The sequence below is a fragment of the Paeniglutamicibacter sp. genome, from assembly GCF_046714615.1.
Taxonomy (GTDB): Bacteria; Actinomycetota; Actinomycetes; order Actinomycetales; family Micrococcaceae; genus Paeniglutamicibacter.
Genome location: NZ_JBKKAP010000146.1, coordinates 90,234 through 108,817, shown reverse-complemented (window position 1 = coordinate 108,817; position 18,584 = coordinate 90,234). Strand labels below are relative to the sequence as shown.

At 65.7% G+C, this 18,584-nt stretch carries 15 protein-coding genes; 7 read left to right on the top strand and 8 right to left on the bottom strand.

Annotated elements, in window-relative coordinates; genetic code table 11:
- The first annotated feature begins 119 nt into the window (after positions 1–119).
- Entirely contained in the window at positions 120–1,049 is a 930-nt protein-coding gene (locus ACLQ7E_RS17485) for a GerMN domain-containing protein (RefSeq protein ID WP_411733844.1), read from the top strand.
- Positions 1,050–1,143: 94 nt separating this feature from the next.
- Here ACLQ7E_RS17485 and ACLQ7E_RS17480 read toward each other — a convergent pair whose 3' ends face one another.
- Genes ACLQ7E_RS17480 through hrcA form a run of 3 tightly spaced genes read right to left on the bottom strand, consistent with a single transcriptional unit; the run spans position 1,144 to position 4,146 of the window.
- Positions 1,144–1,947, bottom strand: coding sequence for a 16S rRNA (uracil(1498)-N(3))-methyltransferase (locus ACLQ7E_RS17480; protein WP_411733843.1), 804 nt, complete (start codon positions 1,945–1,947; stop codon positions 1,144–1,146).
- A complete protein-coding gene (gene dnaJ, locus ACLQ7E_RS17475; RefSeq protein ID WP_411733842.1) occupies positions 1,944–3,083 on the bottom strand; it encodes a molecular chaperone DnaJ in 1,140 nt (379 codons plus the stop codon). Before dnaJ ends, ACLQ7E_RS17480 begins: the two co-directional genes overlap by 4 nt.
- Positions 3,084–3,132: 49 nt before the next feature.
- Complete coding sequence (gene hrcA, locus ACLQ7E_RS17470; RefSeq protein WP_411733841.1) at positions 3,133–4,146, bottom strand: heat-inducible transcriptional repressor HrcA; 1,014 nt, start codon at positions 4,144–4,146, stop codon at positions 3,133–3,135.
- 279 nt (positions 4,147–4,425) lie between these two features.
- Here hrcA and ACLQ7E_RS17465 point away from each other — a divergent pair, with 279 nt between their 5' ends.
- Positions 4,426–5,280: a DUF3097 family protein gene (locus ACLQ7E_RS17465; RefSeq protein ID WP_411733840.1), complete on the top strand. Its 855-nt coding sequence runs from the start codon at positions 4,426–4,428 to the stop codon at positions 5,278–5,280.
- A 224-nt stretch (positions 5,281–5,504) separates the two neighbouring features.
- Positions 5,505–5,918 (top strand): DUF4870 domain-containing protein, encoded by a 414-nt coding sequence (locus ACLQ7E_RS17460; protein ID WP_411733839.1) that lies wholly within the window; start codon positions 5,505–5,507, stop codon positions 5,916–5,918.
- 96 nt (positions 5,919–6,014) lie between these two features.
- On the opposite strand, the gene hemW is transcribed toward ACLQ7E_RS17460, so the two are convergent.
- Positions 6,015–7,244 (bottom strand): radical SAM family heme chaperone HemW, encoded by a 1,230-nt coding sequence (gene hemW, locus ACLQ7E_RS17455; protein WP_411733838.1) that lies wholly within the window; start codon positions 7,242–7,244, stop codon positions 6,015–6,017.
- Positions 7,245–7,246: 2 nt separating this feature from the next.
- Entirely contained in the window at positions 7,247–9,091 is a 1,845-nt protein-coding gene (gene lepA, locus ACLQ7E_RS17450; RefSeq protein WP_411733837.1) for a translation elongation factor 4, read from the bottom strand.
- 134 nt (positions 9,092–9,225) lie between these two features.
- Between lepA and ACLQ7E_RS17445 the strand changes: the two genes are divergently transcribed.
- The gene (locus ACLQ7E_RS17445) at positions 9,226–9,801 is read left to right on the top strand and encodes a type II toxin-antitoxin system PemK/MazF family toxin (RefSeq protein WP_411733836.1); all 576 of its coding nucleotides are present in this window, start codon (positions 9,226–9,228) and stop codon (positions 9,799–9,801) included.
- 8 nt (positions 9,802–9,809) lie between these two features.
- Here ACLQ7E_RS17445 and ACLQ7E_RS17440 read toward each other — a convergent pair whose 3' ends face one another.
- A complete protein-coding gene (locus tag ACLQ7E_RS17440; RefSeq protein WP_411733835.1) occupies positions 9,810–10,859 on the bottom strand; it encodes an AraC family transcriptional regulator in 1,050 nt (349 codons plus the stop codon).
- Between the two features lie 322 nt (positions 10,860–11,181).
- Between ACLQ7E_RS17440 and ACLQ7E_RS17435 the strand changes: the two genes are divergently transcribed.
- Positions 11,182–13,026, top strand: a complete 1,845-nt coding sequence (locus ACLQ7E_RS17435; protein ID WP_411733834.1) for an FAD-dependent oxidoreductase — start codon at positions 11,182–11,184, stop codon at positions 13,024–13,026.
- Positions 13,027–13,342: 316 nt separating this feature from the next.
- Entirely contained in the window at positions 13,343–13,603 is a 261-nt protein-coding gene (rpsT, locus tag ACLQ7E_RS17430; protein ID WP_411733833.1) for a 30S ribosomal protein S20, read from the top strand.
- An 841-nt stretch (positions 13,604–14,444) separates the two neighbouring features.
- On the opposite strand, the gene holA is transcribed toward rpsT, so the two are convergent.
- Together holA and ACLQ7E_RS17420 are read right to left on the bottom strand one after the other, a co-directional pair.
- Positions 14,445–15,443, bottom strand: a complete 999-nt coding sequence (holA, locus tag ACLQ7E_RS17425; protein WP_411733832.1) for a DNA polymerase III subunit delta — start codon at positions 15,441–15,443, stop codon at positions 14,445–14,447.
- A gap of 64 nt (positions 15,444–15,507) precedes the next feature.
- Positions 15,508–18,066: a ComEC/Rec2 family competence protein gene (locus ACLQ7E_RS17420; RefSeq protein ID WP_411733831.1), complete on the bottom strand. Its 2,559-nt coding sequence runs from the start codon at positions 18,064–18,066 to the stop codon at positions 15,508–15,510.
- A 274-nt stretch (positions 18,067–18,340) separates the two neighbouring features.
- Here ACLQ7E_RS17420 and ACLQ7E_RS17415 point away from each other — a divergent pair, with 274 nt between their 5' ends.
- Complete coding sequence (locus ACLQ7E_RS17415; protein ID WP_411733830.1) at positions 18,341–18,520, top strand: hypothetical protein; 180 nt, start codon at positions 18,341–18,343, stop codon at positions 18,518–18,520.
- Positions 18,521–18,584: the final 64 nt, after the last annotated feature.

Sequence of the window (18,584 nt, the reverse complement as noted above, 5' to 3'; positions counted from 1 at the left end):
TTCAGGCCCTACCGGCAGTCAACTTATGCCAAGCTGGGAAGCGACCGGAGGCAACACTCCCCGCCATGCCGGTCCCGCCGTACTCCCCCAGCGTCTTTGCAGAGAGCCTTCCTATTCCGATGTTCCGTTCCCGTCGCTCCCCCCGTTCCCGCCTTGCGGTGCTGGGGCTCACAGTGGTGCTTGGCACCCTTGCCGCCTGCGGGCTGGCAGTCCCGGGCGAGCAATATTCCATGCCGAAGGCGGCAACCAGCGTGCAGACGCCGGCGCCGCTGCCGAGCGTGGAGATGGAATCGCTGAACACCAACGCACACATCCCGGTGTACTGGTTGGCGGAGAACGACGGAACGGTCTCGCTGTATCGGGAGTTTGTCCGCGTCAAGGGGGCTGGGGACCCGATTGCCGATTCGGTGCGCTACATGCTCTCGCAAAAGCCCGCCGACCCTAGCTACTTCAGCGCCTGGCGGCCCAGTTCGGCGGTGGGAGCGTCGATCAGCTCCGACAACGTCATCACCGTTGACCTCTCGGCCAAGGCCTTCGACTCGAACGTCGACGAGGGCCTGGCCGAACGCTCCATCGCGCAGCTGGTGTTTACCGCCACGGCCGCCGCCTCGAACGCCGGGATCCTCACCGAGGGGCTGGAACCAAGCGTGCGGATCCTCGTCGACGGGGAAACCGGGTACGACGCCTTTGGGCGCATTGCCCTCGACCACAACTTCGTGCGCGATGCCACGCTGGCCGCACCCCTGTGGATCATCGACCCGCAATTCGGCACCACGGAAAAGGCGGGCCAGGTCACCTTCCACGGAGTGAGCGCAATGTTCTCCGGCGGGGAGTTCTGGGAAATCACCCGCCGCGGGGAATCCACCGACGAGAGCACCGTCGTGGCCTCCGGGGCGCTGCACACCGGCGGCGACTCGCTGGGCCACAACGAATTTTCCTTCAGCTATGTGCTGGCACCCGGGGACTACAGCTTCTCCGCGTGGGGCATCGACGCGCAGACCGGCCACCACGCCGGCACCGAATCCAAGGACTTCACCGTCAAGCAGTAGCGTCGGTACGCACCTTCCCGGTGCCCCCCCCGGATGCAAAAGATCCCCCTGCCCCGTCCGGATTTTCCGGCCGGGGCAGCGGGATCTTCCGGATTTAAAGCTGTCCCAGCAGGTGTCTGGTGAGCACCAGGGCCGCGGGACCGGCGGTGGAGGCGCGCAGCACGTGGTTTCCCAGCAGCGCGACCTTGGCCCCGGCTGCGGTGAACTTCGCCAGTTCGGCATCCGAGATCCCGCCCTCGGGCCCCACGACCAGCTGGATCTCCGGCCGCGTCCCGGATTCGGCTGACGCCGGCACCGGGTTGGTTTCCAGCCAGCCGGCCACGATGGCGGCGAGGGACTCGGTGCCGGCCTCGTGCAGGACGATGACCAGGGCCGGGGCAGGGTCGGAGATCCGCCCGGCGATGTCCCGGGCGAGCTCTGCGCTGTTGAGCATCTGGCGGACCTCGGGCAGGAACGTGCGGCGGGACTGCTTGAGCGCGGCGAGCACCGTGCCCTCCCACTTGGCCAACGCCTTGGCCGCCTTTGCGTCGTTCCAGCGCACGATGGCACGATCCGACTGCCAGGGACGCACCGCGTCGATGCCCAGCTCGACCGCCGACTCCACGGCCTGCAGGTCCCTGTCCCCCTTGGCCAGCGCCTGCACCAGGGTGATGGCCACCGGCGGCAGCGCCTCGATTTCCAGGCCGCGCACTGTCGCATCCAGCGCGGCCTTGTGCGTCGCCGTGACCTCGGCGATCGCCCGCACCCCGGAGCCGTCGACCAGGTCGATCGTTTCGCCGGCGCGGACGCGCTTGACGGTCACCGCGTGGTGGCCCTCGGGGCCGTCGAGCCGCAGTTCGGCGCCCACGTGCGCGTCCTTGAGCTCACCGGGGGCCAGGAAGAAGCACTGGTTGCTCATGCGCCCAGGTTGCCCAGCTTCCCGCGCAGCCGCGAGAACATGCCGCCGCTGTTTTCCATGCGGCCCTCGGCGAATTCCTCGCCGCGGAGCTTGGCCAGCTGCTCGAGCAGCTCGCGTTGGGCGGCATCGACCTTGGTCGGGGTCTCGACCTGCAGGTGGACGATGATGTCCCCGCGCTTGCCGCCGCGCAGCCGCGGGACGCCGAGGCCCGGAAGGCGCACGGTGTCACCTGACTGGGCACCGGATTCGACCTCGATGACCTGGGAACCGTCGAAGGTCTCCAGGTCCAGGTCGGCGCCGAGGGCGGCGGCGGTCATCGGCACGTTCATGCGCGCATGCAGGTCCACCCCGTCGCGTTCGAAGATCTTGTGCCGACGGACCTCGATCTCCACGTAGAGGTCGCCGTTGGGGCCGCCGCCGGGGCCTGCCTCGCCCTGGTTTGCCAGGTGGATGCGGGTGCCGCTGGCCACGCCGGCGGGAACCTTGAGCTGCTTGGAGATGCGTTCGCGGACGCGGCCCTGGCCGTTGCAGTCGATGCAGGGGTCAGGGATGGTGGTGCCGTAGCCGCGGCAGGCGGCACAGGTCTCCACCGTCATCATCTGGCCCAGGAACGAGCGCACCGGGCGCTGGACCTGTCCGGCGCCGTGGCAGATGGAGCAGGTGACCGGGGAGGTGCCCGGGCGGCAGCAGCTGCCCGCGCAGGTCGTGCAGGTGACTGCCGTTTCCATTTCCAGCGGGTACACGGTGCCGGCGACGGCATCGGCCAGGTCGATGGTGGCGGTGATCAATGCGTCGCGGCCGCGCTGGGTGCGCGATGCGGGGCCCTGGGCCCCGCCGCCTCCGCCGAAGAACTGCTCGAAGATGTCGCCGAAGCCGCCGCCCCCGCCAAATCCGCCGCCGCCGCCGAAGCCGGTCTGGCCGGTGCCGTTTTCGTTGCCGGTGGAATCGTAGTTGGCGCGCTTGTCCGCGTCGGAAAGCACCTCGTAGGCGCGGGTGACCAGCTTGAACTTCTCGCTCGCGTCATCCCCGGGGTTCACGTCGGGGTGGAGCTTGCGGGCCAGCTTGCGGTAGGCCTTCTTGATTTCCTCGCTGGTGGCGTCCTTGCTGACGCCCAGGACTTCGTAATGGGTGCTCACAGTGCTCGCTGTGTCCTTTCGTACTTCACAAAATGTGTTTCGACCCGCATTAGCCGGCCAGGATTCGGGAAAGATATCGGGCGACGGCGCGAACCGCGGCCATCGAGGTGGGGTAGTTCATCCGGGTCGGGCCCAGCACGCCGATCATGGCCTGCTCGCCGGGACCGTATCCGGTGGCAACCACCGAGGCCTCGGTCAGCGCCCCGTACTGGTTTTCCGTGCCGATGCCCACGGCAATGCCGTGCGCGTCCTGCTCGAGTTCGGAGAAGAGGCGCAGGAGCACCACTTGTTCCTCGAGCGCCTCCAACACCGGGGTGATGCTCAGCGGGAAGTCCATGTTGGCCCGGGCCAGGTTCGCGGTGCCGGCGGTGATGATGCGGTCCACCGAGCTGTTCCGGGCCAGGGCACCCAGGACCTCGGCCAGGGCGCGGACCGCCGGGGCCAGTCGCGGATCGACCGTGTCCGGGACGCCCTGGGCGAGCCGGGCGACGTCGGAAATCGGCTTGGCATCCAGGACCGAAAGCAGCGCCGCGCGCAGCCGCTGCAGGTCCGTCTCCCCCACCGTGGGCGGGAGCAGGATGACGCGCTGTTCGACCTTGCCGCTGGAGGCGATGAGCACCACCAGGGTCTGCCCGGCGCCCAGCCCGACCAACTCGATGTGGCGCACGGTGGCGTTGGAGTAGTGCGGGACCTGGATCAGCGCGACTTGGCGGGTGATGCTGGCCAGCAGCCTCACGGTGTTTTCCAGCACATCGTTCACATCGTGGGAACCCTCAAGCAGCGCCGCGATGGCACGCCGCTCGGCGCCCGAGAGTGGCTTGATGTCGCCGATCTGGTCGACGAAATGCCGGTAGCCCTTTTCCGTGGGGATCCGCCCGGAGGAGGTGTGCGGGGCAACGATGAGCCCCTCTTCCTCCAGGGATGCCATGTCGTTGCGGATCGTGGCGGCGGAGACGCCCAGGTCGTGGCGTTCGAGCAGGGCCCGCGAACCAACCGGCTCGCGTGACTGCACGTAGTCTTCAACGATGGCTCGAAGGACCTCGAGCCGACGCGGTTCGGTCATTCTCACCTCTCCTGACAAGCCGGATCACCATGGTCAAGGGGGCGCTGCACTGGCCCCGGCCGGGCACCGGGGTCCGGAGGCGCGCATTGGCACTCGACACGTTCAACTGCTAAGTCTAATACGTTTCACATCGCTTGTTAGCATGGTTTGGTCCTTGACCGCGATGCCGCGTTCGACACACCGGCCAATCGCCGCACCGCACGCGGCCCGCCGTTTGGCGATCGGCGCCGCCGCAGGCATCGCCCGGGGACCTGTTGACCACTAGGTGAAAGTGACACGATGAGCAACCACGGCTGGGGCGCCCAGGACATCAGCGCCCCCAAGAAACTCGTACTGCGCAAGGTCCCGCTGGCGCTCGGCCTGCTGCTGGAGGACGTGGAGAGCGGGTGGGTCGGCGAGGTCGTGCGGACCGAAAAATCCGGCGGCATGCGCGTGATGGTCCTCGAGGACCGGCGCGGGCGCACCAAGTCCTTCCGCGCCGGCTTCGGCTTCCTGCTTGAGGGCGAGCCTGTGGAAGTCATCGAGCCCGCCGCCGCTCCCCCGGCACCCCAGGGAACCGCGCGCAGCGCCTCGGGTTCGCGCATGGTCACCGAGCTGAAGGCGCGCACCGCCCGGGCCAGCCGCATCTGGGTCGAGGGCAAGCACGATGCCCAGCTGGTCGAAAAGGTGTGGGGCCACGACCTGCGCGTCGAGGGCATCGTGGTCGAACCGCTGCACGGCGTCGACGACCTGGCCGGCGCCATCCGCGCCTTCGCCCCCTCCCCGCAGCGCAAGCTCGGCATCCTGGTCGACCACCTCGTTTCGGGGACCAAGGAGGCGAAGATCGCGGCCGAGGCGATGCGCGTGCCCGGCGCGGCCGGCAATGTGCTGATCGTCGGGCACCCCTACGTCGATGTGTGGCAGGCCATCCGGCCCTCCGTCCTGAAAATCAGGGCGTGGCCGGTGGTGCCGCGCGGCACCGACTGGAAGACCGGCATCCTCAAGGGACTGGGCTGGCCGCACCAGGAGCAGATCGACATCGCCCAGGGATGGGAGAGGATCCTGGGCCAGGTGCGGTCCTACGCCGACCTGGAGCCCTCACTGCTGGGCCGGGTCGAGGAAGTCATCGACTTCCTGACCGCCGAGGACCACTGAAAACCGCACGGAGCGGGCAACCGGCCCGCCTGCCGGGCAGTGAGGTTACTCACCGCGCGCACGCATAGTGGGCACGTGGGCCATTCGGGATGGCGCATAATCCACACCAAATCCGCGCGCCCGGCCCAAATGCGCGCAGAACGGCATTTCGTGTTCACCCGCGGTGCCCGTTTGGGGATAAACTGGCCAACGGTTCATCCAACCCAACGAAGAGGACATCAGAAGTGGTAAACGAGGCACGAAATGCACCCGGCGGCGACAGCCAGCCGGATCGATTCGAAGGTTCCTCGGCCGCACCCCTGCCCCTGACTCCCTCCGAGGATCGCCAGTGGGCCATGATCGCCCACTTCGGCGCGATCCTGGGATGCGTTCCCGCGCTCATCATCTACGCGGTGTTCAGGGCCCGCGGCCCGTTCACGGCACAGGAATCCAAGGAAGCGCTGAACTTCACCTTCCCGCTGACCGTCCTGGCCATCGTGCTGCACCTTTTCTCGATGATCCCCGGTGTCGGCTGGTTCTTCGCGATCCTGGTCGTGGCCATCTGGCTATTCCTGACCATGAGCGGCGTGCGGGCCGGAATCAACGCCAACAAGTCGCGCCCCTACCGCTACGGATTGAACCTGCGCCTCTTCCACTAGGAATAGCACACACGTACAAAAACGGTGTGGAACTTGGAAACGCCTCAAGGCGAATCCGGGCTCCACACCGTTTTTTGTTGCCGGCCGATGCCGGGTCTAGAAGTCCAGCAACCGCCGCAACACGGCATCTGCCAACAAACGCCCCTGCAGGGTGAGGACGACTTTCTTGGCGAACGCCGCCTCCGGCACCACCAAACCGTCGGCGATCAACCCCGCAATGGCGGCGCGTCCAGCTGGCTCCAGATCTCTGGTGTCCATGCCATCGACGATGCGCGTGAGCAGCATGGCCCGCTCCAGGTAGCGCGCCTCGGCGTCGGGGGTTTCCCGGCCTGCCGCCGGTGAGGTGCCAGCGTCGATGCGCTGCTGGTAGGCCGCCGGGTGCTTGACGTTCCACCAGCGCAGCCCTCCCACATGGGAGTGCGCGCCCGGGCCCGCTCCCCACCAGTCACCGCCCCGCCAATAGGCCAGGTTGTGCAGGCAGCGGTTGGCTTCGTCCTTGGACCAGTTGCTGACCTCGTACCACCCGTATCCCGCGGCGGCGAAAAGCTCGTCGGCGATCAGGTACTTGTCCGCGTGGTCGTCATCGTCGATGTTGGCCACTTCACCGCGGCGGATTTGCCCGGCCAGCCGGGTGCCCTCCTCGATGATCAGAGCGTAGGCCGAAATGTGGTCGGGATCGTAGGACAGCGCCGTTTGCACGCTGGTGCGCCAGTCCTCGATGGACTCGCCCGGGGTCCCGTAGATCAAATCGACGCTGACCTGTAGGCCTGCTTCCTTGGCCCAATTCACTGCCATGCCAACCCGCTCGGGGTTGTGGGTCCGGTCAAGGGTCGCCAAAACATGAGGGACAGCCGACTGCATGCCGATTGACACGCGGGTGAAACCGCCGTCGGCCAGCACCTGGAGCGATTCTCGGGTGACCGAGTCCGGGTTGGCCTCGGTGGTGATTTCCGCATCGGGAGCCAGCTCCCATTGCGTGCGGATCTCGGCCAGCACTCGCACCAGATCCTGCGCGGGCAGCAAGGTAGGAGTACCGCCACCGAAGAAGACGGTGGAGACTTCGCGCCGGGGAACACCGGATTGCTCAAGGACCTTCGCACCAAAGGCAATTTCCGCGGAGACCGCCTCGGCGTAGGTGTCCTGGCTGGATCCGGAGCCGAGCTCGTGCGCGGTGTAGGTGTTGAAGTCGCAGTAACCGCAGCGCACGGCACAGAAGGGAATGTGGACGTACACCGAGAAGGTGCGCTCCGCGGCGCCGTCGATGCAGGTTGCCGGAAGCAACCCGTTGGACGGCGCCGGATCCCCGAGGGGCAAGGCAGAAGGCATAACTACTTCTTCTTGGGCTCGTCGGATGACAGGGCGACGATGAAGGCTTCCTGGGGAACCTCCACGCGGCCGACCATCTTCATCCGCTTCTTGCCGGCCTTCTGCTTTTCCAGCAGCTTGCGCTTACGGCTGATATCGCCGCCGTAGCACTTGGCCAAAACGTCCTTGCGGATTGCGCGGATGGATTCGCGGGCAATGATGCGTGAACCGATGGCTGCCTGGATCGGCACCTCGAACTGCTGGCGAGGAATGAGTTCGCGCAGTTTTTGGGTCATCATGTTCCCGTAGGCGTACGCCTTGTCGCGGTGTGTGACGGCGCTGAACGCGTCGACCTGCTCGCCCTGGAGCAGGATGTCGACCTTGACCAGATCAGAAATCTGTTCGCCGTCGGCCTTCCAGTCCAATGATGCATAACCACGCGTCTTGGACTTGAGCACATCGAAGAAGTCGAAGACGATTTCTGCCAGCGGAAGCCAGTAACGGATCTCCACGCGTTCCTCGGAGAGGTAGTCCATGCCGCGCATGACGCCACGACGTGACTGGCACAGTTCCATGATGGCGCCGACGAATTCGTTCGGTGCCAGGATCGTGGCAGCCACCATCGGCTCGTGGACCTCGAGGATCTTCCCGTCGGGGAACTCGCTCGGGTTGGTCACGGTGCGCAGCTTCTTGTCATCGGTCATGACCTCGTACACCACGTTGGGCGCGGTGGAGATCAAGTCCAGATTGAATTCTGCTTCGAGGCGTTCACGGGTGATTTCCAGGTGCAACAGGCCCAGGAAGCCGACGCGGAAACCGAAGCCCAGGGCCACGGAGGTCTCAGGGACGTAGGTCAGTGCCGCGTCGTTGAGCTGCAGCTTGTCCAGCGCGTCGCGCAGTGCCGGGTAGTCCGAACCGTCGATCGGGTACAGGCCGGAGAAGACCATCGGCTTCGGGTCCTGGTAACCGCCCAGGGACTTTTTGGCCGGCTTGGCAAAGTTGGTGACGGTGTCGCCGACCTTGGACTGGCGCACGTCCTTCACACCGGTGATCAGGTAGCCGACCTCGCCGACACCCAGGCCCTTGGAGGGAACCGGTTCCGGTGAGGAGACACCGATTTCCAGCAGCTCGTAGGTGGTGCCGGTGGACATCATCTGTACCTTCTCGCGCGGCGAGATGTGGCCGTCGACGACTCGGACATAGGTCACGACGCCGCGGTAGGTGTCATAGACCGAGTCGAAGATCATGGCGCGGGCCGGTGCGTTCGGGTCCCCTATGGGTGCTGGCAGGTCGCGAACCACCTTGTCCAGCAGTGCCTCGACGCCCATGCCGGTCTTGCCCGAGACCTGAAGGATGTCCTCGGGGTCGCAGCCAATGAGCTTGGAGATCTCCGCTGCATACTTTTCCGGCTGCGCGGAGGGAAGGTCGATCTTGTTGAGCACGGGAATGATCGTCATGTCATTCTCCATGGCCAGGTAGAGGTTCGCCAGCGTCTGGGCCTCGATGCCCTGGGCGGCGTCGACCAGCAGGATCGCGCCTTCGCAGGCGGCCAGCGAACGCGAGACCTCATAGGTGAAGTCGACGTGCCCGGGGGTGTCGATCATGTTCAGCGCGTAGGACTGCCCGTCGACCTCCCATGGCATGCGAACGGCCTGGGACTTGATGGTGATGCCGCGTTCGCGCTCAATATCCATCCGGTCCAGGTACTGGGCCTTCATATCGCGTGAGGAGACGACTCCGGTGAGCTGCAACATCCGGTCGGCCAGGGTCGACTTGCCGTGGTCGATGTGGGCGATGATGCAGAAGTTTCTGATGATCGCCGGATCAGTCGCGGCAGGCACCGGTGCGGTGCGGGCCATGGGTGACACGTAAGGGACCTCGCTAATGGGGGACGAAAATGTTTGGTGTGGTGCAAAATACTTCGCACAGGCCATTGTCCCATGATTGCGGCACCGTGTCGCACTTCGACTCAGGGGCCTGCCCCTACTGGTAGTTTGACCACATGAAGTTCAACACCGCCGCCGTTCTCAGGTTCCTGGGCCGCACGCTCTCCTCCGCACTCAGGGGCGCCACCAAGCAGCAACCCGGCACCAGCCGCCCGGCAGGCAAGCGTCCCGCCGCCACCTCGACCCGCAGGCCGACCTCGGCCCTTTCCCCCGCAGCGGGCGAGTCCGCCGGCTGGGAATTCGGCGGCTACCCCGGGGACTTCCGGGGACCGGTAAACGCACGGTACGCCCCCCAGGCCGACGGGCAGCCCGATCCCGGGGAAATCGTGTGGGCGTGGGTGCCGTACGAGGAAGACCATTCCCAGGGCAAGGACCGTCCGGTGCTGCTGGTTGGGCGCGATGGCCAGTACCTGCTCGCGTTGATGCTGACCTCCAAGGATCGGAACAACGAGCAAACCCGGGACCGGGACTATGTCGACATCGGCACCGGCAGCTGGGACCGGCAGGGCCGCCCCAGCGAGGTGAAAGTGGATCGGGTGATCCGCCTGCGCGAGGAGGGAATCCGCCGCGAGGGTGCCGTTCTTGGCCAGCAGGCCTTTTCGCGTGTCTCCGAACGGCTGTCCATCGCCTGATCCCCGGCCTACCGCGCGGGTCCCTGCAACGCTTGCCTGCGCAGGGCCAACGGCGAACTGCCGAACCGGGCCTTGAAGGCGCGTGCGAAATAACCTTGCGACGCGAAGCCGACCTGGTCCGCAATTGCACCCACCGGTGTCGCATGCCTGGCCGGATCGGACAAGAGGTCCCGGGCCAGCTCCAGGCGGCGCTCCCGGATGTAGCTGCCCGGCGGCTCCCCCGCCTCCGCGAATATCCGTGACAGGTGGCGTTCGCTGATGCCGATGCCCGCGGCAATCCTGGGGGCCCCGAGCTCCGGATCGCACAGATTGTCCTCGATGTAGCTGCGCGCGGTCGCCAGGTGTCCGACCCCGGACCCGCTGTGGCCGCCGGCAATCAGGTGCCCGAGCAGTTCCAGGGCAGAGCCCTCGGGACACGCCGGACGGCCGGAGGCCCCCTGCCCGGCCAGCGTGTCGCTGACCAATCTTGCAAGTGCACGCAGCTGCTGGTTGGATGCCGCGCCGTGGTTGAAATCCAGGACCCGGGGCTTGAGCAGCGGCTGGCCACCGGAAAGTTCCATGTAGGCGTCCCGCGGAATCGTGAGGACCATTTCCTTCAGTCCCCTGCTGAAGCCCCGCATGAATGGGAGGTCCGCGTCGGCGATGATGGCCTGGCCTGGCTTGACCGATTCGTGGCCATCACGGTGGTAGAAGAGGGCTTCACCCTGAAGCGTGAAGAAGACGGCGATGGCATCCGTGGGATTCCGCCGAATGAAGCGCTCGTTCCGCTCCACGATCTGCGCGCTGCCCGTGACGCCGGCAAACCTCAGCGACCCGTAGCCCAAGCTCACTTCCCGGGCCTCCAGCGGTGATTCATCCATGGTCCGGATATCCAGGGGAATAAGCGCCCTGGCATTGTGGTGCTCCCACAGGTCGAGTCGGTTGGCTGCGGCAATTCCGTTGGTGCTGAACCTCAGTTGCCTGGCCTGCCGGGATCCGGGCAACGAGGAGCCGGGTTCGGCGCTTTCTTCCGGCCCGGCGGCGGATCCCTGCCCGGCATCAACGTGTTTATTGCCCATGGAGCCACCAGTGTAGCGCGAGTCACATGCAGTCGATAGCGCACTTCCGACCGCCTGCCGGCGAGTCCTGTGGGGTCGCGAGTGCAGGGGGTTCCAGTCGAAGGGTGGGGCGCAGCACCCAGGCAACCCGCCGACCCGCCTGCCCGCCCGCCCCCACAATGAACCGCGCTGAGTGATTTTGCACACAGCGGACAACTTTTGGCACCAGGCGGCCACGGACGCCTTTGGCCGCCCCACCCGCGCCTGTGGCCTGCAACACTTTTGGCATAGCCCAGCTTCCCCGCCCAAGGCGGAGAGCGATAGCCCGAAAGGGAGGCACCCAATGCCTATTTTCAATGATGGAATCGCCGAAACCGCATCGCCGGAGACCGCGAACGTTGTCCAGACGGACGTCCTGATTGTCGGCTCCGGCCCGGCAGGCAGCTCGGCGGCACTGTTCCTGTCCAACCAGGGCATTCCGAACATCATGATCACCAAGTACCGCTGGACCGCCAACACCCCGCGGGCCCACATCACCAACCAGCGCACCATGGAGGTGCTCCGCGACGCCGGCATCGAGGACCAGGTCCTGGCCGAGGCGACGCCGCACGAGCTCATGGGTGACACCGTCTACTGCGAGTCGATGGCTGGCGAGGAAATCGGGCGCCGCCCCACCTGGGGGTTCCGCCCCGATCGACGGGCAGACTACGAGCTGGCTTCGCCGTCGATGCCCTGCGACATCCCGCAGACTCTGCTGGAACCGATCATGCTCAAGAACGCCACGATGCGCGGCACGCAGACGCAGTTCTCGACCGAGTACCTCAGCCACACTCAGGACAGCGAGGGAGTGAGCGTTCAGGTGCTGAACCGGCTCACGGGCCACCAGTACACGATCCGCGCCAAGTACCTCATCGGAGCCGACGGCGCGCGTTCAAAGGTCGCCGCAGACATCGAACTTCCCATGGAAGGCGCCATGGACATCGGCGGCTCCATGAACATCACCTTCAAGGCCGACCTTTCCCACCTGGCAGCACACCGCCCCTCCATCCTGTACTGGGTGTTCAACCCCGGATCCAACATCGGCGGCTTGGGGGCCGGACTGATCCGCATGGTCCGCCCCTGGAATGAATGGCTGATCTGCTGGGGCTTCGACATCAACGGCGAACCTCCGGTGCTCGACAACGTCGAGGCCATCCGCGTGATTCGCAACCTGGTGGGCATCCCTGACCTCGAGGTGGAGATCCTGGGCTACTCGCTGTGGGGCAACAACGAGCAATATGCCACGCACCTGCAGAAGGGACGTGTCTTCTGTGCGGGAGATGCCATCCACAAGCATCCACCAAGCCACGGGCTGGGCTCCAACACCTCCATCCAGGATGCCTACAACCTGTCCTGGAAGCTGGCTGCCGTGCTCAAGGGGCAAGCCGGCGAGGAGTTGCTGGAAACGTACTCGGTCGAACGCGCCCCCGTGGCCAAGCAGATTGTCACCCGAGCGAACAACTCCGGACGCGAGTACAAACCGATCTTCGACGCACTGGGCGTCACGGATGCAGCCACCGATGAGGAATTCATCGAAAAGCTCAAGCTCCGAAAGGAGAACTCCCCCGAAGGCGCCGCACGCCGCAAGGCACTCCGGGTTGCCCTGGACAACAAGGACTATGAGTTCAACGCCCAGGGTACCGAGATCGGTCAATTCTACGAATCGAGCGCGGTGGTATCCGACGGCGGCACGCGCCCCGAACCGACGGAAGACCCGATGCTCCACCACCAGAAGTCCACCTACCCGGGGCTGCGCCTTCCGCATGCCTGGATCGGCGACAGGGACAAGAAGTTCTCCACCCACGACATTGCCACGGGCACCCAGTTCACGCTATTTACCGGCATCACCGGACAGGCGTGGGCCGATGCGGCGATCGAGGTCGCCTCACGGCTGGGCATCGCGCTGCAGGCCGTGGTCATCGGCGAGGGCCACGAGGTGCAGGACCTCTACGGAGACTGGTTGCACCAACGCGAAGTCGAGGAGGACGGCGTCATCCTGGTCCGCCCGGACAAGCACATCGGATGGCGGTCGCATTCCATGGTTGAGGAGCCGGAGACTGCGCTTTTCGAGGTGCTGTCCTCGATATTGGGACTCACCTCCCCCGGCGCAGGAGCGTCGGTCGACGAGCTGATGGAACTTACACACTAGATTCCGAGACGTACGGCGGTGCTCCCGGCACCCTGCCTTTCGAGGCGGGGTGCCGGGCTTTCCGTTTCCGGGGCACGGCATCGCTTGGGGAAACCCACGAACCCCGCTTCGCCGCGGCAGGCGTAGCTCACACTGCTGGCGGCGGTATCGACTCGTGATGGCCATCCGAACCTGCTAGTATTATTTCTTGTGTGTCCGCGCAGGTCGACGGGCACTTCTCCCGGGTCGCCATAGGTATCCCCACGCCGCTCAGTCAATGGCCCGGAAGATATCCCTCACCGACCATTACAAGCGATGAGCAAGAGAGTTTAATACAGTGGCTAATATCAAGTCCCAGAAGAAGCGCATTCTCACCAACGAGAAGTCGCGCCAGCGCAATGCTGCCGTCAAGTCCGAGATTCGCACCGCAATCCGCGCAGTGAACACTGCCGTTGCAGCCGAAGACAAGGATGCAGCAGCAGTTGCCTTGGTTGCAGCCGGTCGCAAGATCGACAAGGCCGCCACCAAGGGTGTGCTGCACAAGAACAACGCAGCAAACCACAAGTCGGCCATCTCCAAGAAGGTTAGCGCCCTCTAAGGATTGCTTCACTGAAGCGTCAGGCTCCTTTTCCTCCATATCTAGGGGAAAGGGAGCCTTTCGTGTTTAATCAGCCCGCACGGTTCTCCCCCCCAATTCGCGGCCAACAGTAAGAATGGTTGTCGGAATCGCCTGCGACCGTCCGTTCAGAATGATCGGCTTTTCATCGCCCGCTTGCCGATTCCTGCCGGGAAACAGACAAGGGTACTATCACCTACGTGCTCAGAACACCTGTACCGGCAGATACCTTAATGGGGCAGGACACGTAGGCCAAAACCGACCTTCTCCGGTAGGTTCCGATTGGATCGCCAAAGCTCGGACCACGGAAGCACCCGAACGATGGACAGTCGCTATTAGAATGGACGTGACGTTGCCCGGCATTTCCGTGCCAGACTGGCCTGAGTCTTGCAGCAGATAAGGCGAAGACTGCGGAACCGTCCATTTGCCGTCAGCCGATCTCATGACGGGTTGAGGGTTGCACTCGCTCCCGAAGCAGGCGGCAACCGAGTCCGGCTCGCTGGCAAACTCGAGTTCCACATCGCCCACATACACATACCCCACTGCCGGGCACGCGATGCCGGGCCGCACCGCGATCAGGACAAGGGTGGCGAGAACCGCAAACATCGCCAAGGCAAGCACGGCGACCCATCCAGACTTCATGGTTAGAGACTAGCTCACCATAGGTCGCGCGCCTCTGGCCATGGGGATGGGTCCTGCCATCGCCTTTCCAGCCCGAGGCACCCGGCCACAATGGTTCTCGGTATCGCGGGGTCGTTGGCTTTGCACCTTCGCGCTCCAGGGCTCGTGCGTAATAGCCAATGACCGTTACGAAGGCGGTGCCCTAGCGGCGTGCTGCCAAAGAAATCTGGGTCACGGCCCGCTCTACGGCGTATTCCGGGTCGCGCGAGGCACCCTTGACCTGCGAATCCGCCTCGGCCACCAGTCGGATGCAGCGGGCGAGGTCATCGACGTTCCAGTGCCGGGCCTGTTCCTGCGCCTGCTGGACCTGCCAGGGCGGCATACCCAGTTCGCTGGCCAGCTGCCCGGCCGACTTGCGTGCTCCGGCAACCTTGGCGACCTGGCGCAACTTCATGGCCAGCGTGGCAACGATCGGTACCGGGTCGGTGCCCGTGGCCAGGGCGTGGCGCAGCGTGCTCAACGCAATGTCGGCCCGGCCGGCCAACGCGGCATCGGCCACCTTGAATCCCGTGGCCTCCACACGGCCGCCATAGTACTTGTCCACCATGTCCTGGTCGATGGCACCGGTGGTGTCCTGCAACAGCTGCGAGCAGGCAGCGGCCAGCTCCGACAGGTCACTGCCCAGGGCGGCAACCAGGGCGCGGGCGCCCTCGGCACTGAGCTTGCGCTTGGCGGCCCGGAATTCCTGGGCCACGAATTCGATCTTTTCGGCGTCCTTCTTCAGCGGCTGGCAATCAACCACCACTGCACCGGCGGCCTTGAGCGCATCCAGCAATTTCTTGCCGCGCACTCCCCCGCCGTGGTGCATGACCAAGGTGACCTCGGGTGCCGGGGACTTCGCGTAGGCAAGTGTGTCGTTGAGGAAATCTTCGTTCATGGTGGCCAGTCCACGGACCTCAATGAGCTTGGTTTCGCTAAAGAGCGACGGGCTCGAGGCCATCAGCATTTCGCCGCGCTCGTAGCTGTTGGCCTCGAAGCGGGTCAGTTCGATTTCGGCTGCGGCGCGCAGGGTGCTGCGTACGGCCTCGAAGGCCCGGGTGGCAAGCAGCTCCTCGGGACCCTGCAACAGGATCAACGGGGCAGGCACGACGGACCGCCATGAAATGCCCGCATTCTTGGATGTGCCTCGTGGCGCTGCCATGACCGACCTTTACCTAGTGTTTGACGAACCCCATCGATCCTATCGCCAACCCGAAAGCGCTTCGTCACTCCCCGCCCTTTGCCGGCTTCCGTGTCGATGCCGGTTCCGGTGACGGGCCCAGCGAGGAGACCCGCAACGCCTCCCCGTCCCAGCCAACGATAATGGTGCCGCGGAGGTCGGTGCGCATCACGGCCACGTGGTTCTCCTCCAGGGCCCGCAGCGCCTCGTCGGAGGGGTGGCCATAGGTGTTGTCACTGCCCACGCTGATCAGCGCCAGCGCCGGGTGGACCGTTGGCGCCGTGCGAACCCCGCCGTTTTCGGCACCGTGGTGCGACACCTTCAGGATATCGGCGCGCCCGATGAGTCCCCTGTCGATGAGCTGGTCCATGGCTTCATCCTCCATGTCCCCGGTCGCCAGGATCGATATCCGCCGTTGCACCCCCGGCACCTCGATCTCGAAGCGGATGACCAGGGATGCGTCGTTTTCGCCAGTGAACACCCCGTCCGCGAATGGACCCAGTACCCGCCAGGCCACGGTCCCGGCGGTTCCTGTCGCCCCGGATCCGAGCTGGGTGGCAGCTACTTGGGTGCCCCGGGAGTCGGTGAGCCGTGGCGGATCCGCAGGGTCATCCGCCGCCGAGTAGAAGATCCTGTCAACTGGCCGCCGTTCACCCACTCCGGAAATCCCGCCGTCGTGGTCGGCATGGCGATGGGTGATGAAGAGGGCCGCGACCTTCTTGACGCGCATCCGTTTCAGGCAGGCGGCGATGTCGTCGGCCGTTTTCCCGGTGTCAATCACCACCGCCCCGGCATCCCCGGCGTTGAGCAACAACCCGTCTCCCTGACCGACGTCGCAGGCAACCACAAGCCAGTCGACGACTGGTGCCGGCACCAGGGCAGTGACCGGCAGCAGCAGCCCCAGCAACACCCCCGTCACCACGCCCTGCGCCGCCAACGCAGTGCGTGATCTCCAGGACCCGGCGGACGGCTTTACGTGGCCCAGCCCGATCAGGGTCCCAAGGACGATTCCCCAGGCCAGCAAGACGCCCGCCACCCCGACCGGCCACGGACGCAGCGCCCCTGGCAGCGAGGCGATCCAGGTACCCACCAGACCCACCAGCATGGTGGGCATCCCGGCCACCCACACCAGGACCATGCCCACCAGCGGAAACACCATCAAGACCACCACGGCGAGCGTCCCGGCCACGGTGATGAGGGAAATGAACGGCGCGACCAAGAGGTTTGCCGGCACCGAGTACAGCGAGAAGGCCGGGTTCAGCGCCACCAGGACCGGAAGGCAGGCGATCTGCGAGGCCAGGGAAATCGCCGTTCCCTCGGCCAGGATGGCTGGCAGCCAGCGATTCAACCGTGCAGCCATCGGTCGGCCGATGACCACGATGCCTGCGGTGGCCAGGACGGAAAGCTGGAATGCCGGTTCGCCGGCCAGCCACGGGTCGATGGCCAGCAAGACCACCACCGCCAGGGCCAGGGCCGCGAGGGCGTTCCTGCCGCGGGAGACGTGCAGACCCACTGCCGCGATGGTGCCCATCACCGCTGCGCGCAGCACACTGGGTTCATAGCCCACCAGGAACACGAACCCGAGCAATGCCGCCAGACCCAGCCCCAGCGTCGGCAGGCGGCCGAGTCCCAGTAATCGGCAGAGGGACATGACGAAACCGAGCACCATGGCACAGTTTGCGCCGCTGACAGCACTCAAATGTGAAAGTCCGGCCACCTTCATGGCCTCATTCAGGGCCTCGTCCGCCCCGCTGCGGTCCCCGAACACCATGCCGGGGAGCAGGGCGCGGGCCGGTTGCGGAAGCGATGCGCAGGCCGCCACGAAGCGGGCGCGCATCGCCTCGAAAACCCCTGGCGGCTTGGGCTCGCCCACCGGCAGCAGGTCCGCGGCGGCGTTGAGCCAGAAGCGCTGCCGGTCCCCGGGCTCGGCGGCCGAAACCTTGGCCAGCACCTCGACGGTGCTGCCGCCGGCCGGCGGGACGCCTCCGGCGCGGGATTCGGCATAGCTCAGCCGCACCGGCACTCCGGAGACGACCCAGTTCCCTCGCCGGGCCACGGAGAGCACGCGCGCCTCGACGGTGAACTGTCGATGTTCCCGGGCGTCCTCGGAGAACCTGTCGATGACGCTCCCGGCCCTCGGGGCTGCGGTGAAGGCGAGCTGGACACGCACCGGCGACCCGCCGGACGCCGCTTCCTCCAGCTCGGCCGGGTTGCTGCCAGCCCCGGTCAGCACCAATTGCGTTAAGACCAACGCGGCAGCGGCACAGGCAAGTGCCGGTGCTGCAAAGCTGGGCGTCGCAACTCCGCCCAGCCGCCCGTGCCGGGGACGCAGCAACGCCAGCAACCCCGTGCCGGCGGCCAGCCACAGCCCCACCGCCCAATACACCTGGCGGGCTTCGGCCAGCTGCACCCCGCCCAGCGCCGCGGCCCAGGTCGCGGCCAACGCCCAGCAACCGCGCACATCGATTGGCCCCGGTTCCGGATCCGGCTCGTCTTTCGGCCGCCGTGCCAGCGCAGCGCGGAGGAATTTTACGAGCCTGCCGACGACGGGAGCCAGGTTCCGCCAGCTTCCTACTGCAGCATCGCCCCATTCGTGAGAACCCATGCACTCAAGACCACACGATGACCGTTGCCATGCGGTTCGGGCAGCGCCCGGCTGTGGACAACAACGGTGCCTTCCGGGAATCGGCAGCAGGAAGGAGCACGGTATCGGCACTGCTGCCAAGTCGCACCGTGGGCTCGGTCTGGCCGATTCAACCGGCATCATGGCTGGTTTTTCGGACAGGCGGACGCACATAAAGGAGGCTGGCGGCAACGATTCGGCTTCTCCGAGGTCGAGTAGCGCGCGTTCAAAGTTGGCAAGTAGCCAGACGTTGCCCGTGGCCAGATTGGAGGGGCACCTCAGGGGTGGCGGCATTTTTCACGAGGCGGGAGTCGACCCGAGCCAAGGCCTGCTGGTGCGCAACATCTTCAAGAAGGAAAGGCTGACCGGCCCCGATGGCCTCACGCCCGCCAAGGCCATGGCCTACGTCCGCGAGCAGAGGGTGAAGAGCCTCTAAATTTGCGAGTCTTGGAAAATTGCAGTTAGTAAACCATTTGGCGTTTCATCGTCCTGTGGATACG